Genomic DNA, 18,541 nt, shown 5'->3' with positions numbered 1-18,541 from the left:
TGAACGCGTCCTGAATCCAACATTTAATTAACGATGCCGTTCACGAACTTCTCATGGTGCGGGATGTCTACTAGGCGCGTCGGATGCAAGGTCCGGCGCAAGGATCACCCCCTCCCTGAGTGGATCCAACCGGAGCCGGGTTCTCCCCAACCCAGGTCTCCACCTGCCCCGCGGACTTCCCCTGGTCCGCGGGGTTTTTATTTGTGCGGCATTCCGACGGTCACTCCGACAGCCAGTCGCGCGGCTTGAGGTAATCGGCCAGGCGCGCCTCGGCGCTGCCGGGTTCCGGCGTCCACTGGTATTCGAAACGTACGCGCGGCGGCAGGCTCATCAGGATCGATTCGGTGCGGCCGCCACTCTGCAGGCCGAACAGCGTGCCCCGGTCCCAGACCAGGTTGAATTCGACGTAACGCCCGCGGCGGTAAAGCTGGAACTCGCGCTCGCGTTCGCCGTAGGGCGTGTCCTTGCGACGCGCGACGATCGGCAGGTAGGCGTCCAGGAAGGCGTCGCCCACCGCGCGGGTGTAGGCGAAGCAGCGCTCGAAGCCGTCGGCGTGCAGGTCGTCGTAGAACAGGCCGCCGACACCGCGCGCCTCGTCGCGGTGTTTGAGGAAGAAGTAGCGGTCGCACCAGGCCTTGTGTTCGGCGTAGCGGGTGGCGCCGAACGGCGCGCACAGGTCGCGCGCCACGCCGTGCCAGTGCCGCACGTCCTCGTCCACCGGGTAGAAGGGCGTCAGGTCGAAGCCGCCGCCGAACCACCAGATCGGGTCGCGGCCCCGGGGACGCGCTTCGAAATAGCGCACGTTGGCGTGCGCGGTGGGGGCATGCGGGTTGCGCGGATGGATCACCAGGGACACGCCGGCCGCGCGCCAGGGTGCGCCGGCCAGTTCCGGGCGGTGCGCGGTGGCCGAGGCGGGCAGGGTGGCGCCGGACACGTCGGAGAAGCCGACGCCGGCCTGTTCGAACACCGCCCCTTCCTTGAGGACGCGGGAGCGCCCGCCCCCGCCTTCCGGACGGGTCCACTCGTCCTGGGCGAAACGGCCGCCGTCCATGCCCTCGAAGCCGGCGCAGAGGCGGTCCTGCAGATCGCGCAGGTAGGCGTGGACGGCGGCGAAATCGGACATGGCGGGGCCGGCAGCGGGGACGCGACATGATAGCCGTCCGTGCCGACCGCTATAATCGCGCCCAGCAATGAACTCCCGACCCCTCGCCCCCGCCCGCCTGCGCATCGTCCCCGATCGGCAGGACGAGGCGCTGATCCCCTTCCTGTTCGATCCCGCGGTGCAGACCCCGCTGGCCGTCGCCTGCGCGCCGCTGGCCGGGCCCCGGAACGAAGCCTGGCTGGCCGGCGCCATCGGCGAATCGGCCGAGACCCATGGCGCCGCCTGGGCGCACGGCGACCACTACGCGTTGGTGGCGGTGGTCGTGGACGAGGCCGAAGGCGACATCGAAACCGCCGCGGCCACCGCCTATGAGCGCCTGCTGGTGGCGGTGCGGCCTTCGGCGCATCCCTACCTGCTGCGGATCTGGAACTACTTCGCGGCGATCAACCGCGGCGAGGGCGACGACGAGCGTTACCGCCGCTTCTGCGTCGGCCGCGCCGGCGCCGTGGACGGCATGTTCAACGACCCGCCGCCGGCCGCGACCGCGATCGGCACCGCCGGAGAACCCGGACGGCTGCAGGTGGTGGCGCTGTGTTCGCGTGCCCCTGCCGTCGCCCTGGAAAACCCGCGGCAGACGCCGGCCTGGCGTTATCCGCGCGAACACGGCCCAGTGTCGCCGGGCTTCTCGCGCGGTGCCGTGCTCGACGCCGATACCGACACACCGCGCCTGCTGGTTTCCGGCACCGCCAGCATCGTCGGCCATGTCTCGCAGCACGTGGGCGATTGCGCCGAGCAGTTGCGCGAAAGCCTGCGCAATCTGGATGCGCTGATGGCCGAAGCGGCCGCGAAGACTGGCCGATCATTCGGCCTGGGCCAGTGCGAGGCGCTGCGCGTGTACCTGCGCCACGAACATGATCTCGCGGCGGCGCAGTCGGTGATGGCCGAATCCGGCATTCCCGCCGGACGCATCAGCTTCCTTCGCGGCGACGTCTGCCGCCGCGAGCTCGACGTCGAACTCGAAGGCGTCTTCGCTGCCGCTGACTGACTCCCTCCCCTGTTTACAGGGGAGGGCTGGGGTGGGGTGAGCCCTTGCTCCGAAGTTCCACCCCCTCCCGGCCTCCCCCGCAGGCAGGGGGAGGGGCAAATCACTTCAGATTGCGTTCGAACAGCTGCAGGATGCGGCGGTACTGGTCGTACCAGCTTTCCGGGTGCTGGTAGGCGTGGCGTTCCAGCGGGTAGCTGGCCATCTCCCAGTTGTCTTTTTTCAGCTCGATCAGACGCTGCGCCAGCCGCACCGAGTCCTGGTAGAAGACGTTGTCGTCGATCATGCCGTGGCTGATCAGCAGGTGGCCGCGCAGGTTCTGCGCGTATTCGATCGGCGAGGACTTGTGGTAGGCCTCGGGATCGAGCTCGGGCGTGTTGAGGATGTTCGAGGTGTACTCGTGGTTGTAGCTGGTCCAGTCGGTGACCGGACGCAGCGCGGCGCCGGCCTTGAACTGATCCGGCGCGCGGAACAGCGCCATGAAGCTCATGAAACCGCCGTAGCTGCCGCCGTAGATGCCGACGTTGGCGGCGTCGCCCTGTGTTCGGCCACCATGTACTTCACGCCGTCCAGGTAGTCCTCGAGTTCCGGGTGGCCCATCTGCCGGTAGATCGCCGTGCGCCAGTCGCGGCCGTAACCCTCGGACGCGCGGTAGTCGAGATCCAGCACGATGAAGCCGCGTTCGACCAGCAGCTGGTGGAACATCTGCTCGCGGAAATACACCGGGAACCTCGCATGCACGTTCTGCAGGTAACCGGCGCCGTGCACGAACATCACCACCGGGTACTTGCGGCCCGCTTCCAGTGTCGCCGGGCGGTAGAGCTTGCCCCAGACGGTGCCGGCGCCGTGGCTGGACGGCACCTTGACGATCTGCGGCGCCAGCCATTCGCGCGCCTTGTAGTCGGCGCTGCGGGTGTCGGTCAGCTTCACCGCGTCGCCGCCCACGACCGGCTGCACCGCCAGCTGCGGCGGCGTGTGGTGCGCCGACCAGCGCAGCAGCAGGCGCGAGCCGTCGGGCGAGAGCGAGAACGACTCGACGCCGTCGAGCGCGGTGACCTCGCGCACTTCGCCACCGGTGCTGGCCACCGCGCAGACTTCGTAATCACCCGGCCAGGCGCGGTTGCAGAGGAAGTAGGCGGTGCTGCCGTCCGGCGACCAGGCCGGCGAAGACGCTTCCCAACTGCCACGCGTCAGCGCCTGCGGACGCTGGCCCGGCACCACGGTGTACAGGTGCGAGTACCCGGTCTGCTCGGACAGGAACCACAAGGTGCGGCCACCCGGCAGCCAGCCGAAGTCGTTGTAGTTCCAGTTGATCCAGGCCGGGTCGGTGAGGCGGTGCGCCGGCACCAGCCGGCCGCCGGCCAGGTCCACGGTGGCGATCCAGCGGTCCTTGTTGTCCACCGCGCGTGCCATCAGCGCGACATTGGCGCCGTTGTCGCTCCAGCTCACGGCATCGATGCGTACCGGGCGTTCGCCCTTGAGCGGATCGAGCTTGGCGGCCTTGCGCAGGTCGGCCAGCGGGTCGGAATCGATGCCGGGCAGGGCGCCCAGCGCCAGGTCGCGCACGCTGCCGTCGGCCAGGTCCACCAGCTTGAGCTGTTGGCCCTGCGGCGGGTTGCGGCCGACGCGCACGCGCACGTCCTCGGCCTCCTCGTAACCGGATTCGGTGACGTACTTGGGCATCTTTCCGGTGCGGCCGGGTTCGGCGCCCTTGGCGTCGGTCACCACCAGCAGCCAGCGGCCATCGGGCGACAGCGCGGTGTTGGCGAGGCTGATCTTGTCGCCCAGATACACCGGTGCGGCGGCGCGGGTCGGGTCGGCCTGACGGTTGGCTTCGGCCTGTTCGCGCAGGGCTTCGCGCTGGGCCTTCTCGCGCGCCAGCGCCGCACTCAGGCGCAACTGGTGCTCGCGCAGGGCGTCGGCGGGCGGAGCGGCGGCAGGGTCGTTCTCGGCCCGCGGCAGCGCCACCGGCTGCGCCAGGCGGGTGTCGGGCGACCAGCGGAACCAGTCGTTGCCTACGCGCCAGATCACGCCGCGGCCATCGGCGGCGAAACGCGCCTCGCCTTCGGTTTCCGCGCTGCGGGTGAGCTGGGTGAGGCCACCGCCAAGCTCGCGCACGAACACGTCGCCGTTGCGCACGAACACCGCGCGACGGCGGCTGGCGTCGTATTCGACCTGGGCCGCGTCCAGCGTGGCGAAGTCGGCGCCTTCGAGTTTTGTCGCCGTACCACCCGTGATCGCTTGCCGCCAGGTGTCGCGCACCGGCGAACCCTCGCGTTTGAGCGTGAAATAGGCCTGCTGGCCGTCCAGCGCCCACCAGGCCGATTCCACCGGCGGACCGATCCAGTCCGGATGGGCCATGGCCTGGTCGAGCGTCAGCGGCGTGCCGGCCGCAGAAACGACGGTGGCGCAGGCCACGGAAAGGGCGAAGGCGGTCAGCCGGGCGAAACGGGTCGGGCGGTGGCGCATGGCGGCTCCGGGGTTCAAACAGGCCGGCAAGCCTAACAAAGCCAGTGGCGGCGTCGCCCGTGCTGCTTTTCCCATCTGGCGTTTGCGGCGACAATCGCCCGAATCTCCCGGCGCGCCCATGCAAACCTACGTTTACAAATCCCTGCGCAAGCCCGACACCTATCTCTACCTGCGCAAACAGGACGATTTCGCCGTATTGCCCGAGCCGGTGCGGGCGCCGCTGGGCGAGCTGGTCTTCGTGCTCGAACTGGCGCTGACCGAAAACCGCAAGCTGGCCCGCGCCGACGCCGCCGTGGTGCGCGCCAACCTGCTGGCGCAGGGTTACCACCTGCAGTTCCCGCCCACCATGCTTGATCCCCTGGTCGATGGCTGAGGCCCGCCGCACCGCCCTGGCCTGGTCCTGGCTGGCGCTTGGCGCCGCCCTGTCGCTGCTGCCCTTGTGGGCGCATCCGGCGGCCCTGCTGGGCAGCTGGCTGGCGCAACCGGCGTTGGCCCCGGGCCTGGGTGCGGTGCGCGGCCTGCGCCCGGTCGCCGGGCTGGACCTGGCGGGTCGCCGGGACGCCGTTTCGCTGGCGGTGCTGTGGGCGGCGGGTTTCGCCGGCCTGGCGCTGGCGGCGGGCTGGCCGCTGGCGGCCTTGCGGGACACCGGTTCGCTGGCGTCGGCTCTGGCCCTGAGCGGCATGGCGGGCGCGGCCCTGCTCTGCCTGTGGCGCGCCTGGCCGGCCTTCGGCCTGTCGGAGCGGGCGGATGCCCGGTTGCCGGCCCTGGCGGCGGCGGTGGGATCGGCGGGTCCGGCAGACGCCGGCCGCGGATTCCTGGTCGCATTGATGGTGTTCGTGGTGCTGGCCGGCGGGCTTCTGCTGGCCTGGCCGGGCCTGGTGCCGGGTCACCTGCGCCTGCCCGCCGTGCTGCTGCAGTTGGCCTCGGCCTTGCTGGCCCACTACGTCCTGCAGCGCTTCGGTGCCGCACCCGCGCAACCGTCGGTGATGTCGCTGCCGATCCATGGCGACGACGATGCCGATGCCGGATTCGCGCCCGACCTGCTCGCGGACGACGATGATCCCGATGCGCAGCTTTATGCCGCCGTCCAGGCCGGCCGGATCGAGGTCGCACTGGCGGCGCTGGACGCTGGCGCCGATCCCACCGCCGTGCCGGCCGCCGACGAGCGCGACCAGCGCACGCTGCCGATGCTGGCGGCCCTGCTTGGCGACCTGCGCCTGCTGCGCGAACTGATCGCGCGCGGCGTCGACCTGAACGCCGAACACGCCGGCCTGACGCCGCTGCTGGCCGCCACCCGCGACAGCTGGCACGGTCGCCCGGAAGCGGTGATGACCCTGCTGGCGAATGGCGCCGATGCCCGTCGCGCCGATGCCGAGGGCAATACCCCGCTGCATCACGCCGCACGCAGCACCGACGCCGCGGTGGCCGCGCTGTTGCTGGATGCCGGCGCGTCGCTGGAAGCACTCAATGCCGAAGGTTTCAGCCCGCTGGGCATCGCCTGCGCCGCGGGCAACTGGCGCCTGGCGCGGTTCCTGATCGAACGCGGCGCCAAGCCCGAACCCAAGGACGGCCAGCCGGCGCTGCTGGCCGCGGCCGCGGGTGACGACGATGCCGCCGGCGTGCAGCTGCTGCTGCGACACAAGGCCCGGGTGGACGCACGCGGCGCGCGCCAGCGCACGGCCCTGTTGAACGCCTGTGCCGCCGGCAACGCCGAGATCGTCGGTGAACTGCTCGACGCCGGCGCCGACCGCAACGCGCGTGATGCCGATGATCTGACCGCCTTGCTGGAAACCGCCCGCGGCGGCCACGCCGGCGTGCTGGCGCGCCTGGCCCAGTCCCGTCCGGACGTGCTGGCCGCCGATGCGCGCGGCCGCAACGCCCTGGTGCTTGCTGCGGAAGCCGGCGTGTCGCCGGAATTCCTGCGCCACCTGATCGCACTCGGCGTGAATCCGGAACAGCGCGACCAGGATGGCCGGCGCGCGCTCGAATACGCCTGGGCAGCGGCCGCTGGCCGCTGGTGGCCGTGCTCGACCCGGCCTATCCGCTGCCGGCCAGCGTCGCCGAGGGCCTGTCGGAAGGCCATTTCGAAAAGACCCCGCGTGAACTGCTGCGCGAGGCCCTGCTGGCCGACCGGCGCGAATCGGCCGAGGCCATGCTGCGCCTCGGTGCCGGCCCGGATGCGCGCGGCCTGGCCTCGCTGCTGCTGGAGTTCGCCGGCGAAGGCGAGGGCGTGGCGCTGGAATGGCTGCTGCGCCATGGCGCCAGCGCCGACCTGCTGATCGACGGCGAGGACAGCGTGCTGTTCCACCTGCTCGGTCGTGGCGGCCACGCGGCTTCGGCCCTGCACCGCCTGCTTGAGCGTGGCCAGCCGGTCGGCGGCCGTGGCGGCCTGGCACGCTGGCTGCAGGCCTGCATGGACGCCGAGCACACCAGTCGAGGTCACGAACACCTGGCCTTGATGCTGCTCGAACGCGGCGCCGACGCCTTTGGTGGTGCGCCCGCCGATCCGCCGCTGGGCCTGGCGATCCGCCTGGGCTGGCTGCGTCTGGCCGAGGCGCTGCTGGCCGCCGGCGCCGATCCCAATGCCCGCGACGGCCGCGGCCACACCGCGCTGCACTGCGCCGCCACGCTGGGCCGCGAGAGCGCGTTGCGCGTGCTGATCCGCCACGGCGCTTCGCCCGCGCTGGCCGCACCCGACGGCCAGACGCCACTGGGACTGGCGCTGGCCGCCGACCGCCGTGAACTTTCGCACTGGCTCGAATGGCGCCAGTGGCAGCTGCCGGGCCGCGCCCTGCAGGCGGCCGACCTGCCGTCCGCGGCGATGGCCGGCGACGCCGAAGCCGTGCTGCGCCTGCTCGAGCTCGGCCTGCCGGTGGACGGCACCGACGCGCAGGGCTGCAGCGCGTTGCTGCGTGCCGCCGGCGGTGGCCATGACGTGGTGGTGGCGCTGCTGCTTGAACGCGGCGCCGACACCGCGCTGGCGGCGCGCACCGGCGCCACGCCGCTGTCCGCCGCGATCAGCATGCGCCATGTCGGCGTGGTGGATAAGCTGCTGCGGGCCGGCGCCGCGCCCGACCTGTCGCTTCCCGGCGATGTGACCCCCTTGATGCTGGCCGCCGCACTCGGCCAGCCGGAACTGATCTCGCGCCTGCTCGCGCATGGCGCCAATGCCCAGGCGCGCGACGCCCAGGGGCCTGGGCCCGCTGCACTGCGCCGCGCTGCACGCGTTTTCGTCGCGCGACCGCCAGCGTGTGCTGGCCCTGGTGGACGTGCTGCTGCTGGCGGACGTCTCGCCGGACGAGCCGACCGCCGCCGGCCAGACACCGTTGCTGCTGCTGCTCGGTGCGCGCGCCGAGCCCGGCACCGCCTGCGACGAGGAAGTACTGCTGGCGGCGCTGGAGCGCCTGCTGGCCGAAGACGTGAACCTGGAAGCGCAGGACCCGCGGGGTTTCACCTCGCTGCACCTGGCGGCCCTGCATGGCCTGCCGCGCGTGGTGCAGCGCCTGCTGCGCGAGGGCGCCAACCGCCAGGCCCGCGACGGCCTGGGCCGGACGCCGCACGACATCGCCGTACTGCGCGGCTTCGTCGACGTGGCCTCGGAGTTCGAGCCGGCACGTAGCGGCGGTGCGCCGTCGCTGGCGCGTTTCCTGCGCGATCCGCGCTGACGGGCGATCAGCGCCCGGCGTCGCCGTCGTCGCCGTCGCCGTCTGTCGGCGCCACGTCCGCTTCGAACAGCGTTTCCAATTCGCGCTGCGCCTCCTGGCCGAGGCCACCAGCGCCGCTTCGTCGTCGTAGACCAGGTGCTACTGGCGCAGCAGCCTCGTCGTGCTCGCGGAACCGCTGGGTGTTGCGCGCGGCTTCCGCGGGCGGCACGCCCAGGGCCTCCATCACCCGCTGGCCCATCACCAGGCTGGAGTGGAAGGTCTCGCGCGTCACCTGCACGTCCATGTCCATCAGCTTGAAGGCGTGCTGGCGGTTGCGGGCGCGGGCGTACACCTTCAGGTGCGGGAACAGGCGCTTCACGATGCGGGCGGTGCGGATGTTGGCGTCCGGGTCGTCGGTGGTGAGCACGAACACCTCGGCGCGGTCGGCGTGCGCGGCGCGCAGCAGCTCGGGCCGGGCCGGGTCGCCGAAGTAGATCTTGTTGCCGAACCGGCGCAGGAACTCGATCTGTTCGGCGCTGGTCTCCAGGCCGTGAACGGGATCTTCTGCGCACGCAGCATGCGGCCGACGATCTGCCCCATGCGGCCGAAACCGGCGATGATCACCCGCGGGTGCTCGTGGTCGATCATGTCGGGTTCGCGTTCGGCGCGGATCTCCGGGTGATCCTTCATCCAGCGCGACACCGCCAGCAGCGCCAGCGGCGTGGCCGCCATGGACAGGCCGATCACGGCGAACAGCCGGTCGCGCATCGCGTCCTCGATCAGCCCGGCCCGGATCGCCTCGGCGAACACCACGAAGCCGAACTCGCCGCCCATCGCCAGCACCGCACCCAGCATCAGCGCGCTGCGCATCGAAACGCCACCGGCCAGCCGCCCGACCAGGACCAGGACCAGCGTCTTCACCAGCAGCAGCATGGCCACGCCGCCGGCGATCAGGGCTGGTTCGTCGGCGATCACGCCCAGGTCGATGCTCATGCCCACGGCGATGAAGAACAGGCCAAGGAACAGGCCCTTGAACGGCTCGATATGCGACTCCAGCTCGTGCCGGAATTCGGAATCGGCCAGCAGCACGCCGGCCAGGAAGGCGCCCAGGCCCATCGACAGGCCCGCCTGCTGCATCAGCCAGGCGTTGCCGACCACGACCAGCAGCGCCGTGGCGGTGAACACCTCGACCATCCGGGCCCGTGGGACCACGCGCAGCAGGTGGCGCAACAGGAAGCGGCCACCAATCACCACGAGCATGATCGCGCCGATGGCGGTGATCACCGCGTCCATCGGCGGCGACGACTGCTGCAGCGCCTTGGCCTGGCCCAGCAGCGGGATCGCCGCCAGCAACGGGATCGCCACCAGGTCCCAACAGCAGGATGGCGAAGGCCACCCGCCCGTGTTCGTGGCCGAGTTCCTTGCGCTCGGCCAGCAACTGCAGGCCAACCGCGGTGGACGACAGCGCCAGGCCCAGGCCCACCACCGCCGGCCCCTTCCAGCCCGCGAACGAAGTGGTCACCAGCAGGCCGATCACGGCCGCCGACAGCAGCACCTGCAGGCCGCCGGTGACGAACACCTGCCGGCGCATCACCCACAGACGCGGTGGACTCAGCTCCAGGCCGATGATGAAAAGCAGCATGACCACGCCGAACTCGGACGTGGCCAGCACGTCCTCCGGGTCGGGCACCAGCTTCAGGCCGTCGGGGCCGATGACCACGCCGGCCACCAGATAACCCAGGATCGCCCCGAGCCCGAGTCGGCGGAACATCGGCACCGCGATCACCGCGGCGACCAGCAGGATCAGGATGATGCCGAGATATCCGTCGGTGCCATGCATGGGCGGATTATGCGTCAAGGAATGGCAGTTCGGCTAACCTGGTCAGGGGCAGGCGACGGCCTGGCCATGCGGCATTGAACCTGGGGCAGGCGCGATGGTGTACTTCCGTCCCAGTTTCCTGCGACGGATTGACGATGAAGAGCATTTTCGCTGCATTGCTGTTGTTGGGCGCCGTGGTCTCGGCGCCGGCGGTGGCCAAGGAAGAGCGGGAGGTATTTACCGCCCAGACCACGGGCGAGATGACCATCGACGAAGAGGGCCGCGTCGCGGAACTTTCCGTGGACCGCAGGAAACTCGGCGACGAAGTGATGCAGGGTTTCGAAGAGCGCATCCGGCAATGGCGTTTCGAGCCGATCGTCGAGAACGGCCAGCCGGTGCGGGCGAAGGCCTACCTGTCGCTTGCCCTGGTCGTGGTCCGCCAGCCCGGCGAGGACGGCATACGCCTGGGCTTCGAGCACGTGCAGTTCAAGGATCCTCCGACCCAGGCGGCGATGCAGAAGGCTTCCAACAGGCTCGTGGCACCGCGCTATCCGACCGAGGAGGTCGCTCGCGGCGTCGGTGCGCAGGTGAACCTGATCCTCCGTCTCGATGCCGAGGGGCGCGTGGCCGAGGTCGCCACGGAAAGCATTGACCTGTTCGGCGACGATGTCGGCACCCAGGCCGGCCGCCACGCCGAAAACTTCAGCCGCGCCTCGGAGAAGGTCGCGAAAGCATGGCGTCTGCCCGGCTACGAAAACGGCGTGGTGACGGTGCCGGTCCGCTTCAGGCCGCCCGGCACCCGCGGCGAACGCTGGATCCGCACGCGCAGCGTGCCGGTCGACGTGCCGGCATGGGTGACGCTGGAAAAATCCTCGCCCGACGTCGTGACGCTGGGCGTGGGCGGCTCGGAGTCGTCCGGACGCTGGAAACTGCTCACGCCGCTGGGCGGTTGAGGCAAAAAGCCCCGCGACCGCGGGGCTTTTTTCTTGCTGGTGATCAGCGTTTCATCGAACTGAAGAACTCGTCGTTGGACTTGGTGTTCTTCATCTTCTCGAGCAGGAATTCCATCGCGGCCAGCTCATCCATCGGGTGCAGCAGCTTCCGCAGGATCCAGATCTTCTGCAGCATGTCCGGCTCGATCAGCAGCTCTTCGCGGCGGGTGCCGGAGCGGTTGATGTTGATGGCCGGGTAGACGCGCTTCTCGGCGATGCGGCGGTCCAGGTGCACTTCGCTGTTGCCGGTGCCCTTGAACTCTTCGTAGATCACCTCGTCCATCTTCGAGCCCGTTTCCACAAGGGCCGTCGCGATGATCGTCAGCGAACCGCCTTCCTCGACGTTGCGCGCGGCGCCGAAGAAACGCTTCGGGCGGTGCAGGGCGTTGGCGTCCACGCCGCCGGTCAGCACCTTGCCCGAGCTCGGCACCACGGTGTTGTAGGCGCGGGCCAGGCGGGTGATCGAGTCGAGCATGATCACCACGTCCTTCTTGTGCTCGACCAGGCGCTTGGCGCGCTCGATCACCATCTCGGCGACCTGCACGTGGCGCGCGGCCGGCTCGTCGAAGGTGGACGAGATGACTTCGCCGCGCACGCTGCGCTGCATCTCCGTCACTTCTTCCGGGCGCTCGTCGATCAGCAGCACGATCAGGTGCACGTCCGGGTGGTTGTGCAGGATGGCCTGGGCCACGTTCTGCATCAGCATGGTCTTGCCGGCCTTGGGCGGCGAGACGATCAGGGCGCGCTGGCCCTTGCCGATCGGCGACATCAGGTCCATGACGCGGCCCGTGATGTCTTCGGAGCTGCCGTTGCCGCGCTCGAGCCGGAAACGCTCGCGCGGGAACAGGGGGGTCAGGTTCTCGAACAGCACCTTGCCCTTCGACGCCTCCGGCGGTTCGCCGTTGATGGTGTCGACGATGTTGAGCGCGACGTAGCGCTCGCCGTCCTTCGGGCTGCGGATGCGGCCGGCGATGTGGTCGCCGGTGCGCAGGTTGAAGCGGCGGATCTGGCTGGGCGAGATGTAGACGTCGTCCGGGCCGGCCAGGTAGCTCGCATCGTCCGAGCGCAGGAAGCCGTAACCGTCGGGCAGGATCTCCAGCACGCCGTCGCCGGCGACACCGGCCGGGTGGCGGGTCAGCACCTTCAGCAGCGCGAAGGTGACGTCCTGCTTGCGCATGCGGGCCACGCCCTCATGCAGGCTCAGCTTGTCGGCGATCTCCAGCAGCTTGTGCGCCGGCATGCGCTTGAGGTCGTTGAGGCTGTAGACCGGGAAGTCCGGCGGCAGCTGCGGCATCGGGCGGTCGTTGCGTTCGCCGCCGCCATTGCCGCCGGCATTGCCGGCCTCGTCGTCACCGCCGCCGCCCTCGCGGGGGCGGTCGCGGTCGCGGAAGCGGTCGCGCTTGTCGCGGAAGCGGTCGCGGCGATGGCGGTTGCGGCCTTCGCGCATGCCGCCTTCTTCGCCGCCACCTTCGCGGGGGCGCCTTGGCTTTCGCCACCGCCACCACCGCCCTGCGACGGTTCACCGCCGCCGCCGGACGCGGGCGCGGCCGCAGGAGCCGGAGCTTCATGGCTGCGTTCGGGAGCGGGGGAGGAAGGCGCGGGCGTATCGGCCGCAGGTGCAGGATTGGGATTGGCGGCACGCGGTTTGCGCGGACGCTTCTCGGCGCTGGGGCCGGTTTCGTTTTCGTTTTCGGACACGGAATTCACCTCGCGAACGCGAGCGTGGGGGAGGAAGGGGATGCTGCAGAAGATCGGCGCCAGCGGCGCGTGATTGAGGTAACGCTAACACCGTGGGGGCCGCGGCGACAAGCCGCGCGGAGCCCGGACCTGCTCGGGGACCGGGGTCGCGGGCGTGTCGGACACCGCCCGCGACCGGTCGGGCGCTCAGAGCGCCTTGTCGATGAACTGCGCCAGCTGGGCCTTGCCGACCGCGCCGACCTGGGTCGCCTGCACCTTGCCGTCCTTGAACATCAGCAGGGTCGGGATGCCACGCACCGCATACTGGCGCGGGGTCATCGGGTTGTGGTCGATGTTGAGCTTCACCACCTTGACCTTGCCGGCGTAGGTGTCGGCCAGTTCGTCGACCATCGGGCCGATCATCTTGCAGGGGCCGCACCACTCGGCCCAGAAATCCACCAGCACGGGCGTATCGGACTTGAGCACCTGGGCCTCGAAGTCGGCATCACCCACATGAAGCACCTGGTCGCTCATGCGTCAAACTCCTGATTTATTTGGGGATGCGGCCGGTTGGGGCCGCCGTTGGGGTAAACTGGGGCGCTTTCGACCGACTTTCAACCGTCTAGCCGCCGCCCCGGATGCCCGCAGTTTGCGACCCGCCGGGCTGGCCGCGCAAGCGCAGAGCCGCGCATCCAGAGAACCCCATGTCCGATAAACCGCTGACCGATATCGCGTTTTCAAACTTCGAGCTGCATCCGTCGCTACAGGCCGGCCTCGAATCCGCAGGTTTCACCCGCTGCACCCCCATCCAGGCGCTGACCCTGCCGATCGCCCTGGCGGGACGTGACGTCGCCGGCCAGGCCCAGACCGGCACCGGCAAGACCCTGGCCTTCCTGGTCGCGCTGATGAACCGGCTGCTGACCCGCCCGGCCCTGGCCGACCGCAAGCCCGAGGACCCGCGCGCCCTGATCCTGGCGCCGACCCGCGAGCTGGCCATCCAGATCCACAAGGACGCGGTGAAGTTCGGCAACGAGCTGGGCCTGCGTTTCGCCCCATCTACGGCGGCGTGGACTACGACAAGCAGCGCGAGCTGCTGCAGCAGGGCGTGGACGTGATCATCGCCACCCCGGGCCGCCTGATCGACTACGTCAAGCAGCACAAGGTGGTCTCGCTGCACGCCTGCGAAGTCTGCGTGCTCGACGAAGCCGACCGCATGTTCGACCTGGGCTTCATCAAGGACATCCGCTTCCTGCTGCGGCGCATGCCGATCCGCACCGAGCGCCAGACCCTGCTGTTCAGCGCCACCCTCAGCCACCGCGTGCTGGAGCTGGCCTACGAGCACATGAACGAGCCCGAGAAGCTCGTGGTCGAGACCGAGTTCATCACCGCGGCCAAGGTGCGCCAGCTGGTGTATTTCCCGGCCGACGAAGAGAAGATCCCGCTGCTGATCGGCCTGCTGACCCGCAGCGAGGGCCACCGCACCATGGTGTTCGTGAACACCAAGGTCTGGGTCGAGCGTGTCGCGCGCGGCCTGGAACGCGCGGGCTTCCGCGTCGGCGTGCTTTCCGGCGACGTGCCGCAGAAGAAGCGCGAGACCCTGCTGGCGCGTTTCCAGAAGGGCCAGCTCGACATCCTGGTCGCCACCGACGTGGCCGCCCGCGGCCTGCACATCGACGGCGTGTCGCACGTCTACAACTACGACCTGCCGTTCGACGCCGAGGACTACGTGCACCGCATCGGCCGCACCGCGCGCCTGGGCGCCGAGGGCGACGCGATCAGCTTCGCCTGCGAGCGTTACGCCATGTCGCTGCCCGACATCGAGGCCTACATCGAGCAGAAGCTGCCGGTGGCCCAGGTCGAGAAGGAGCTGCTGATCCCTGTGCCGCGCGCCCCGCGGGCGCCGGTGGAAGGCGACGAGGACGGCGAGAGCGTCAGCGCCATCTTCCGCGAGGTGCGCGAGGCCAAGGCGGCCGAAGACGAGCGTCGTGGCGGCCGTGGTGGCCGCAGCGGCGGAGGTCGCGATGGTGGCCGGCCTGGCGGCGGCCCGCGCGAACGCAGCGGCCCGCGCCCCGGCGCGCATCGTGAGCGCAAGCCAGCGGTGGTCGCGGCCGAAGGCGCTGTCGAAACGGCCGTCGAACGTCCGGCCCAGCGCCCGGCGCCGTCGTCGCCGATGCAGGTCGATCCGAACGCACCGGCCCGCAAGCGTCGCCGCCGTCGCGGTGGTCGTCCGGTCGGCGACGGTGCCGTCCAGGCCGATACCGGCGGCAAGCCGCGCAGCGAGCGCAAGCCGGAAGGTTCGGCGCCTGCCGCCGCGCCGTCGTCCGAGAAGCCGTCACTGCTGGGCCGGATCAAGGCGGGCCTGAAGTCGCTGGTCAAACGTTCGCCGCCGACCGGTCACTGACGTTGCGGAACCTGTAGGAGGGCCTTCAGGCCCGAAGCGCTTCGCCAAGAGTCTCGGGCCTGAAGGCCCTCCTACATTTCATCGTGTCTGCTAGATTGCGCGTGTCCCCGCCAACCGCGATCCGCATGGCCCTGCTCCGCTTCGACAACGTCACCAAGGCCTATCCCGGCACGCCGCCGGCGCTGAGCGATGTCAGCTTCAGCGTCGAAGAAGGCGAGATGTTGTTCGTCACCGGCCATTCCGGCGCCGGCAAGTCCACCCTGCTGCGGCTGGTGCATCTGTCCGAGCGGCCCAGCCGCGGCACCGTGCTGGTGAATGAGCGCAACCTGGGCAAGGTGCGCGGTGGCAAGGTGCCGCTGCACCGGCGCCAGGTCGGCGTGGTGTTCCAGGACCACCGCCTGCTCACCGACCGCAGCGTGTTCGACAACGTGGCGCTGCCGCTGCTGATCGCCGGCACGCCCGGCGCCGAAGTCGGCAAGCGGGTGCGCGCGGTGCTGGACAAGGTCGGCCTGGGCGAACGCGAACGTTCGCTGCCGCTGCAGCTCTCGACCGGCGAACAGCAGCGCGTGGGCATCGCCCGCGCCATCGTCGCCCAGCCGCAACTGCTGGTCGCCGACGAACCCACCGGCAACCTCGACCCGCAACTGGCGGCCGAGATCATGCAGCTGTTCGCCTCGCTGCCGGCCCCGGGCACCACCGTCATCGTCGCCAGCCACGACCTGGCCCTGGTCAAGCGCATGCGCCGGCGCGTGCTGGTGCTCGACCACGGCAAGCTGCTCGACGACATCTCGCCCGAGGACCTGGCGGCATGAACGCCAAGGCTGCCAAACCCGCCGTGAAGCCGGCCGCCGCCGAACGGGTGAAGACCGGCAGCCTCGGCGGTCGTCTGCGCGCCTGGCGCGAACAGCACCTGTATTCGCTGGTCTCCAGCCTGGGCCGGCTGGCCAAGCGTCCGTTCGCCACCGGCCTCACCGTGGGCGTGATGGCGATCGCCATCGCCTTGCCGCTGGGCCTGGGCCTGGCGCTGGGCAATATCGAGCGGTTCTCCGGCAGCGTCAGCGAATCGCGCGAGATCGGTGTTTTCCTCAAGGCCGACGTAAGCGAGGAGCAGGCGCGTGAGCTCGCCACCGGCATCGGCCAACGCCCCGACGTCGCCGCCGTCACCGTGCGCACGCCGGAAGAGGGCCTCGAGGAATTCCGTGCGATGAGCGACCTCGCCGGCGCGCTCGACGTGCTGGAAGAAAATCCGTTGCCCACGGTGCTGGTGGTCCAGCCCACCGGCGACGGCGACACCCTGGCCGCCGACCTGCGCGAACTGCCGCAGGCCGACATCGTCCAGCATGACGCCGTGTGGCGGCAGCGCCTGTCGGCCTGGCTGGCCTTTGGCGAACGCGTGGTGCAGGTGGTCGCGGCCCTGCTGGGCCTGGGCGTGCTGCTGGTGGTCGGCAACACGGTGCGCCTGGATATCGGCGCGCGCAGCGAGGAAATTGCCGTGCTGCAGCATCTCGGTGCCACCGACGCCTTCGTGCGCCGGCCGTTCCTGTACCTGGGCGCCTGGTACGGCCTGGCGGCCGGTCTTTCCGCTGGCGTCCTGCTGGTGATCGCCGGCGGGCTGCTGCAGGGACGGCTGTCGGCCCTCGTGGCCAGTTATGGGAGCCAGTTCGCACTTTCCGGCCCGGGCTGGCAAGGCAGCCTGGCCCTGCTGGCGGGGGCCGTGGCGATGGGGTGGCTGGGCGCATGGCTCGCAACCGGGCATCATCTACGCCGGACCCGTCCCACGGACGTGTGACATGAACAGCCCCGCTTTCCGAAGCTTCGATACCTCGAATCCGCGCATCATGGTCGTGGACGGCTCCAAGGTCGTGCGCAAGATGATCGAGGGCGTACTGCGCCAGCAGCTGCCGGGCCTGGAGTTCGTCGGCTGCGAAACCGGCGAGGAAGCCAAGGCGGCCCTGCAGGCGGGCGCGGTCAACCTGGTCACCACGGCGCTGCGCCTGCCCGACATGGACGGCCTGGACCTGGCCCGTTACCTGCGCGAACACACGCCCCAGGCCTACATCCCGATCATCGTGGTCTCCGGCGACGTGCAGGAGCGGCTGGAAAGCCGTTCGATCAGCGACGACGTGACCGACTATTTCGACAAGTCGCTCGGTTTCAACGCGTTGGCCGCCTTCATCAAGGGCTATGTGGCACCTGAAACCGAAGCAGGTGGTGAAGTGCTGTACGTCGAGGACAGCCGCGTCGTGGCCATGGCCACCCGCCGCATGCTGGAAAAACATGGCCTCACCGTCACCCACGCCACCGGCGTCGAGGACGCCATCGCCCACCTGGAAACCGCCAAGGCCCAGGCAAGGTGCCCGGCCCGGATGTCGTGCTAACCGACGTCTATCTGAAGGGCGAACTGACCGGCAAGGACCTGCTGCACTCGATCCGCCACGACTTCGCCTATGCCAAGGGCCTGCTGCCGGTGCTGGTGATGACCGGCGACGCCAACCCGGCCAACCAGAGCGACCTGCTGCGTGCCGGCGCCAACGACCTGGTGCAGAAGCCCATCGAGGAACGCCTGCTGGTGACCAAGCTGCTGTTCCAGCTGCGGGTCGGCCGGATGCTGCGCGACAAACTCGGCAAGTAAGGTGGGCGAGATCCGCCTGGAGCCGTCCTGGAAGGCCCGGATCGGCGACTACCTGCAGCGCCCCGACATGCAGGAACTCTCTGCCTTCCTGCGTCAGGAAAAGGCCCGCGGCAAACACATCTTTCCGCCCGGTCCGCAGATCTTCTCGGCCTTCGACGCCACGCCTTTCGACCAGGTGAAGGTGGTGGTCCTGGGCCAGGACCCCTACCACGGCCCCGGCCAGGCCCATGGCCTGTGTTTTCCGTGCTGCCCGGCGTGCCGGTGCCACCCTCGCTGCAGAACATCTACAAGGAACTGAAGGCCGACCTGGGCCTGCCGGTGCCCGACCACGGCTGCCTGCTGCCCTGGGCCCGGCAGGGCGTGCTGCTGCTCAATGCCGTGCTGACGGTCGAGGACGGCCGCGCCGGCGCCCACCAGGGCAAGGGCTGGGAGGGCTTCACCGACGCCGCCATCCAGGCCCTGGACCGCGAGCGCGAAGGCCTGGTCTTCCTGCTCTGGGGCAGCTACGCCCAGGCCAAGGGCAAGCTGGTGGATCCGCGCCGGCACTGCGTCCTGCGCGCCCCGCATCCCTCGCCCCTGTCGGCGCACCGGGGTTTCCTGGGCTGCGGCCACTTCGGCAAGGCCAACCGCTGGCTGCAGGGCGGGGGCAAGGCGCCGGTGGACTGGGCCCTGCCGCCCCGGGCCGAGGTCGAGGCGCTGCTGGCCGGGGCTTGAACCCGGACCTGCCGGCCCCAGATGAATCCGAGCGCTGGGGAGTTGACTG

The 18,541-nt window shown here is 70.0% G+C and carries 7 protein-coding genes and 7 pseudogenes; 9 read left to right on the top strand and 5 right to left on the bottom strand.

What is annotated here, in order from left to right; all coding sequences use genetic code 11:
* Positions 1-220: 220 nt before the first annotated feature.
* Positions 221-1,123, bottom strand: coding sequence for an oxygen-dependent coproporphyrinogen oxidase (gene hemF / locus FRZ33_RS02455; RefSeq protein WP_146907402.1), 903 nt, complete (start codon positions 1,121-1,123; stop codon positions 221-223).
* Positions 1,124-1,190: 67 nt separating this feature from the next.
* On the opposite strand from hemF, the gene FRZ33_RS02450 reads away from it, so the two are divergent.
* Complete coding sequence (locus FRZ33_RS02450) at positions 1,191-2,147, top strand: chorismate transformation FkbO/Hyg5 family protein (protein WP_146907400.1); 957 nt, start codon at positions 1,191-1,193, stop codon at positions 2,145-2,147.
* 100 nt (positions 2,148-2,247) lie between these two features.
* Here FRZ33_RS02450 and FRZ33_RS02445 read toward each other — a convergent pair.
* Positions 2,248-4,613: pseudogene (locus tag FRZ33_RS02445) on the bottom strand (S9 family peptidase).
* Positions 4,614-4,731: 118 nt separating this feature from the next.
* On the opposite strand from FRZ33_RS02445, the gene FRZ33_RS02440 reads away from it, so the two are divergent.
* Both FRZ33_RS02440 and FRZ33_RS17535 read left to right on the top strand, forming a co-directional pair.
* Positions 4,732-4,986 (top strand): YcgL domain-containing protein, encoded by a 255-nt coding sequence (locus FRZ33_RS02440; protein WP_146907399.1) that lies wholly within the window; start codon positions 4,732-4,734, stop codon positions 4,984-4,986.
* Positions 4,979-8,278 (top strand): annotated as a pseudogene (locus tag FRZ33_RS17535) (ankyrin repeat domain-containing protein). The gene FRZ33_RS02440 and the pseudogene FRZ33_RS17535 overlap by 8 nt, the downstream one beginning before the upstream one ends.
* A 7-nt stretch (positions 8,279-8,285) precedes the next feature.
* On the opposite strand, the pseudogene FRZ33_RS02425 reads toward FRZ33_RS17535, so the two are convergent.
* Positions 8,286-10,097 (bottom strand): annotated as a pseudogene (locus FRZ33_RS02425) (monovalent cation:proton antiporter-2 (CPA2) family protein).
* 134 nt (positions 10,098-10,231) lie between these two features.
* Here FRZ33_RS02425 and FRZ33_RS02420 point away from each other — a divergent pair.
* On the top strand, positions 10,232-11,029 hold the full coding sequence (locus FRZ33_RS02420) for an energy transducer TonB (RefSeq protein WP_146907393.1): 798 nt from the start codon (positions 10,232-10,234) through the stop codon (positions 11,027-11,029).
* A gap of 43 nt (positions 11,030-11,072) precedes the next feature.
* On the opposite strand, the pseudogene rho reads toward FRZ33_RS02420, so the two are convergent.
* Together rho and trxA are read right to left on the bottom strand one after the other, a co-directional pair.
* Positions 11,073-12,766 (bottom strand): annotated as a pseudogene (gene rho, locus FRZ33_RS02415) (transcription termination factor Rho).
* A gap of 186 nt (positions 12,767-12,952) precedes the next feature.
* On the bottom strand, positions 12,953-13,279 hold the full coding sequence (trxA, locus tag FRZ33_RS02410) for a thioredoxin TrxA (protein WP_146907391.1): 327 nt from the start codon (positions 13,277-13,279) through the stop codon (positions 12,953-12,955).
* Between the two features lie 170 nt (positions 13,280-13,449).
* On the opposite strand from trxA, the pseudogene rhlB reads away from it, so the two are divergent.
* From rhlB to ung, 5 genes and pseudogenes are all read left to right on the top strand, one after another.
* Positions 13,450-15,146: pseudogene (rhlB, locus tag FRZ33_RS02405) on the top strand (ATP-dependent RNA helicase RhlB).
* 125 nt (positions 15,147-15,271) lie between these two features.
* Entirely contained in the window at positions 15,272-15,958 is a 687-nt protein-coding gene (gene ftsE / locus FRZ33_RS02400; protein WP_146907389.1) for a cell division ATP-binding protein FtsE, read from the top strand.
* Positions 15,955-16,935, top strand: a complete 981-nt coding sequence (gene ftsX / locus FRZ33_RS02395; RefSeq protein WP_146907388.1) for a permease-like cell division protein FtsX — start codon at positions 15,955-15,957, stop codon at positions 16,933-16,935. The genes ftsE and ftsX overlap by 4 nt, the downstream gene beginning before the upstream one ends.
* Position 16,936: 1 nt before the next feature.
* A pseudogene (locus tag FRZ33_RS02390) lies at positions 16,937-17,778 on the top strand (response regulator).
* 1 nt (position 17,779) lies between these two features.
* A pseudogene (gene ung, locus FRZ33_RS02385) lies at positions 17,780-18,492 on the top strand (uracil-DNA glycosylase).
* Positions 18,493-18,541: the final 49 nt, after the last annotated feature.

It is taken from the genome of Arenimonas daejeonensis, assembly GCF_007993735.1.
GTDB lineage: Bacteria > Pseudomonadota > Gammaproteobacteria > Xanthomonadales > Xanthomonadaceae > Arenimonas > Arenimonas daejeonensis.
This window is presented reverse-complemented; position numbering and strand designations above follow the sequence as displayed.

Coding starts and splice junctions, on each gene's coding strand:
- FRZ33_RS02440 (WP_146907399.1), top strand. CDS start 4,732: ATGCAAACCTACGTTTACAAATCCCTGCGCAAGCCCGACACCTATCTC.
- hemF (WP_146907402.1), bottom strand. CDS start 1,123: ATGTCCGATTTCGCCGCCGTCCACGCCTACCTGCGCGATCTGCAGGAC.
- trxA (WP_146907391.1), bottom strand. CDS start 13,279: ATGAGCGACCAGGTGCTTCATGTGGGTGATGCCGACTTCGAGGCCCAG.
- FRZ33_RS02420 (WP_146907393.1), top strand. CDS start 10,232: ATGAAGAGCATTTTCGCTGCATTGCTGTTGTTGGGCGCCGTGGTCTCG.
- ftsE (WP_146907389.1), top strand. CDS start 15,272: ATGGCCCTGCTCCGCTTCGACAACGTCACCAAGGCCTATCCCGGCACG.
- ftsX (WP_146907388.1), top strand. CDS start 15,955: ATGAACGCCAAGGCTGCCAAACCCGCCGTGAAGCCGGCCGCCGCCGAA.
- FRZ33_RS02450 (WP_146907400.1), top strand. CDS start 1,191: ATGAACTCCCGACCCCTCGCCCCCGCCCGCCTGCGCATCGTCCCCGAT.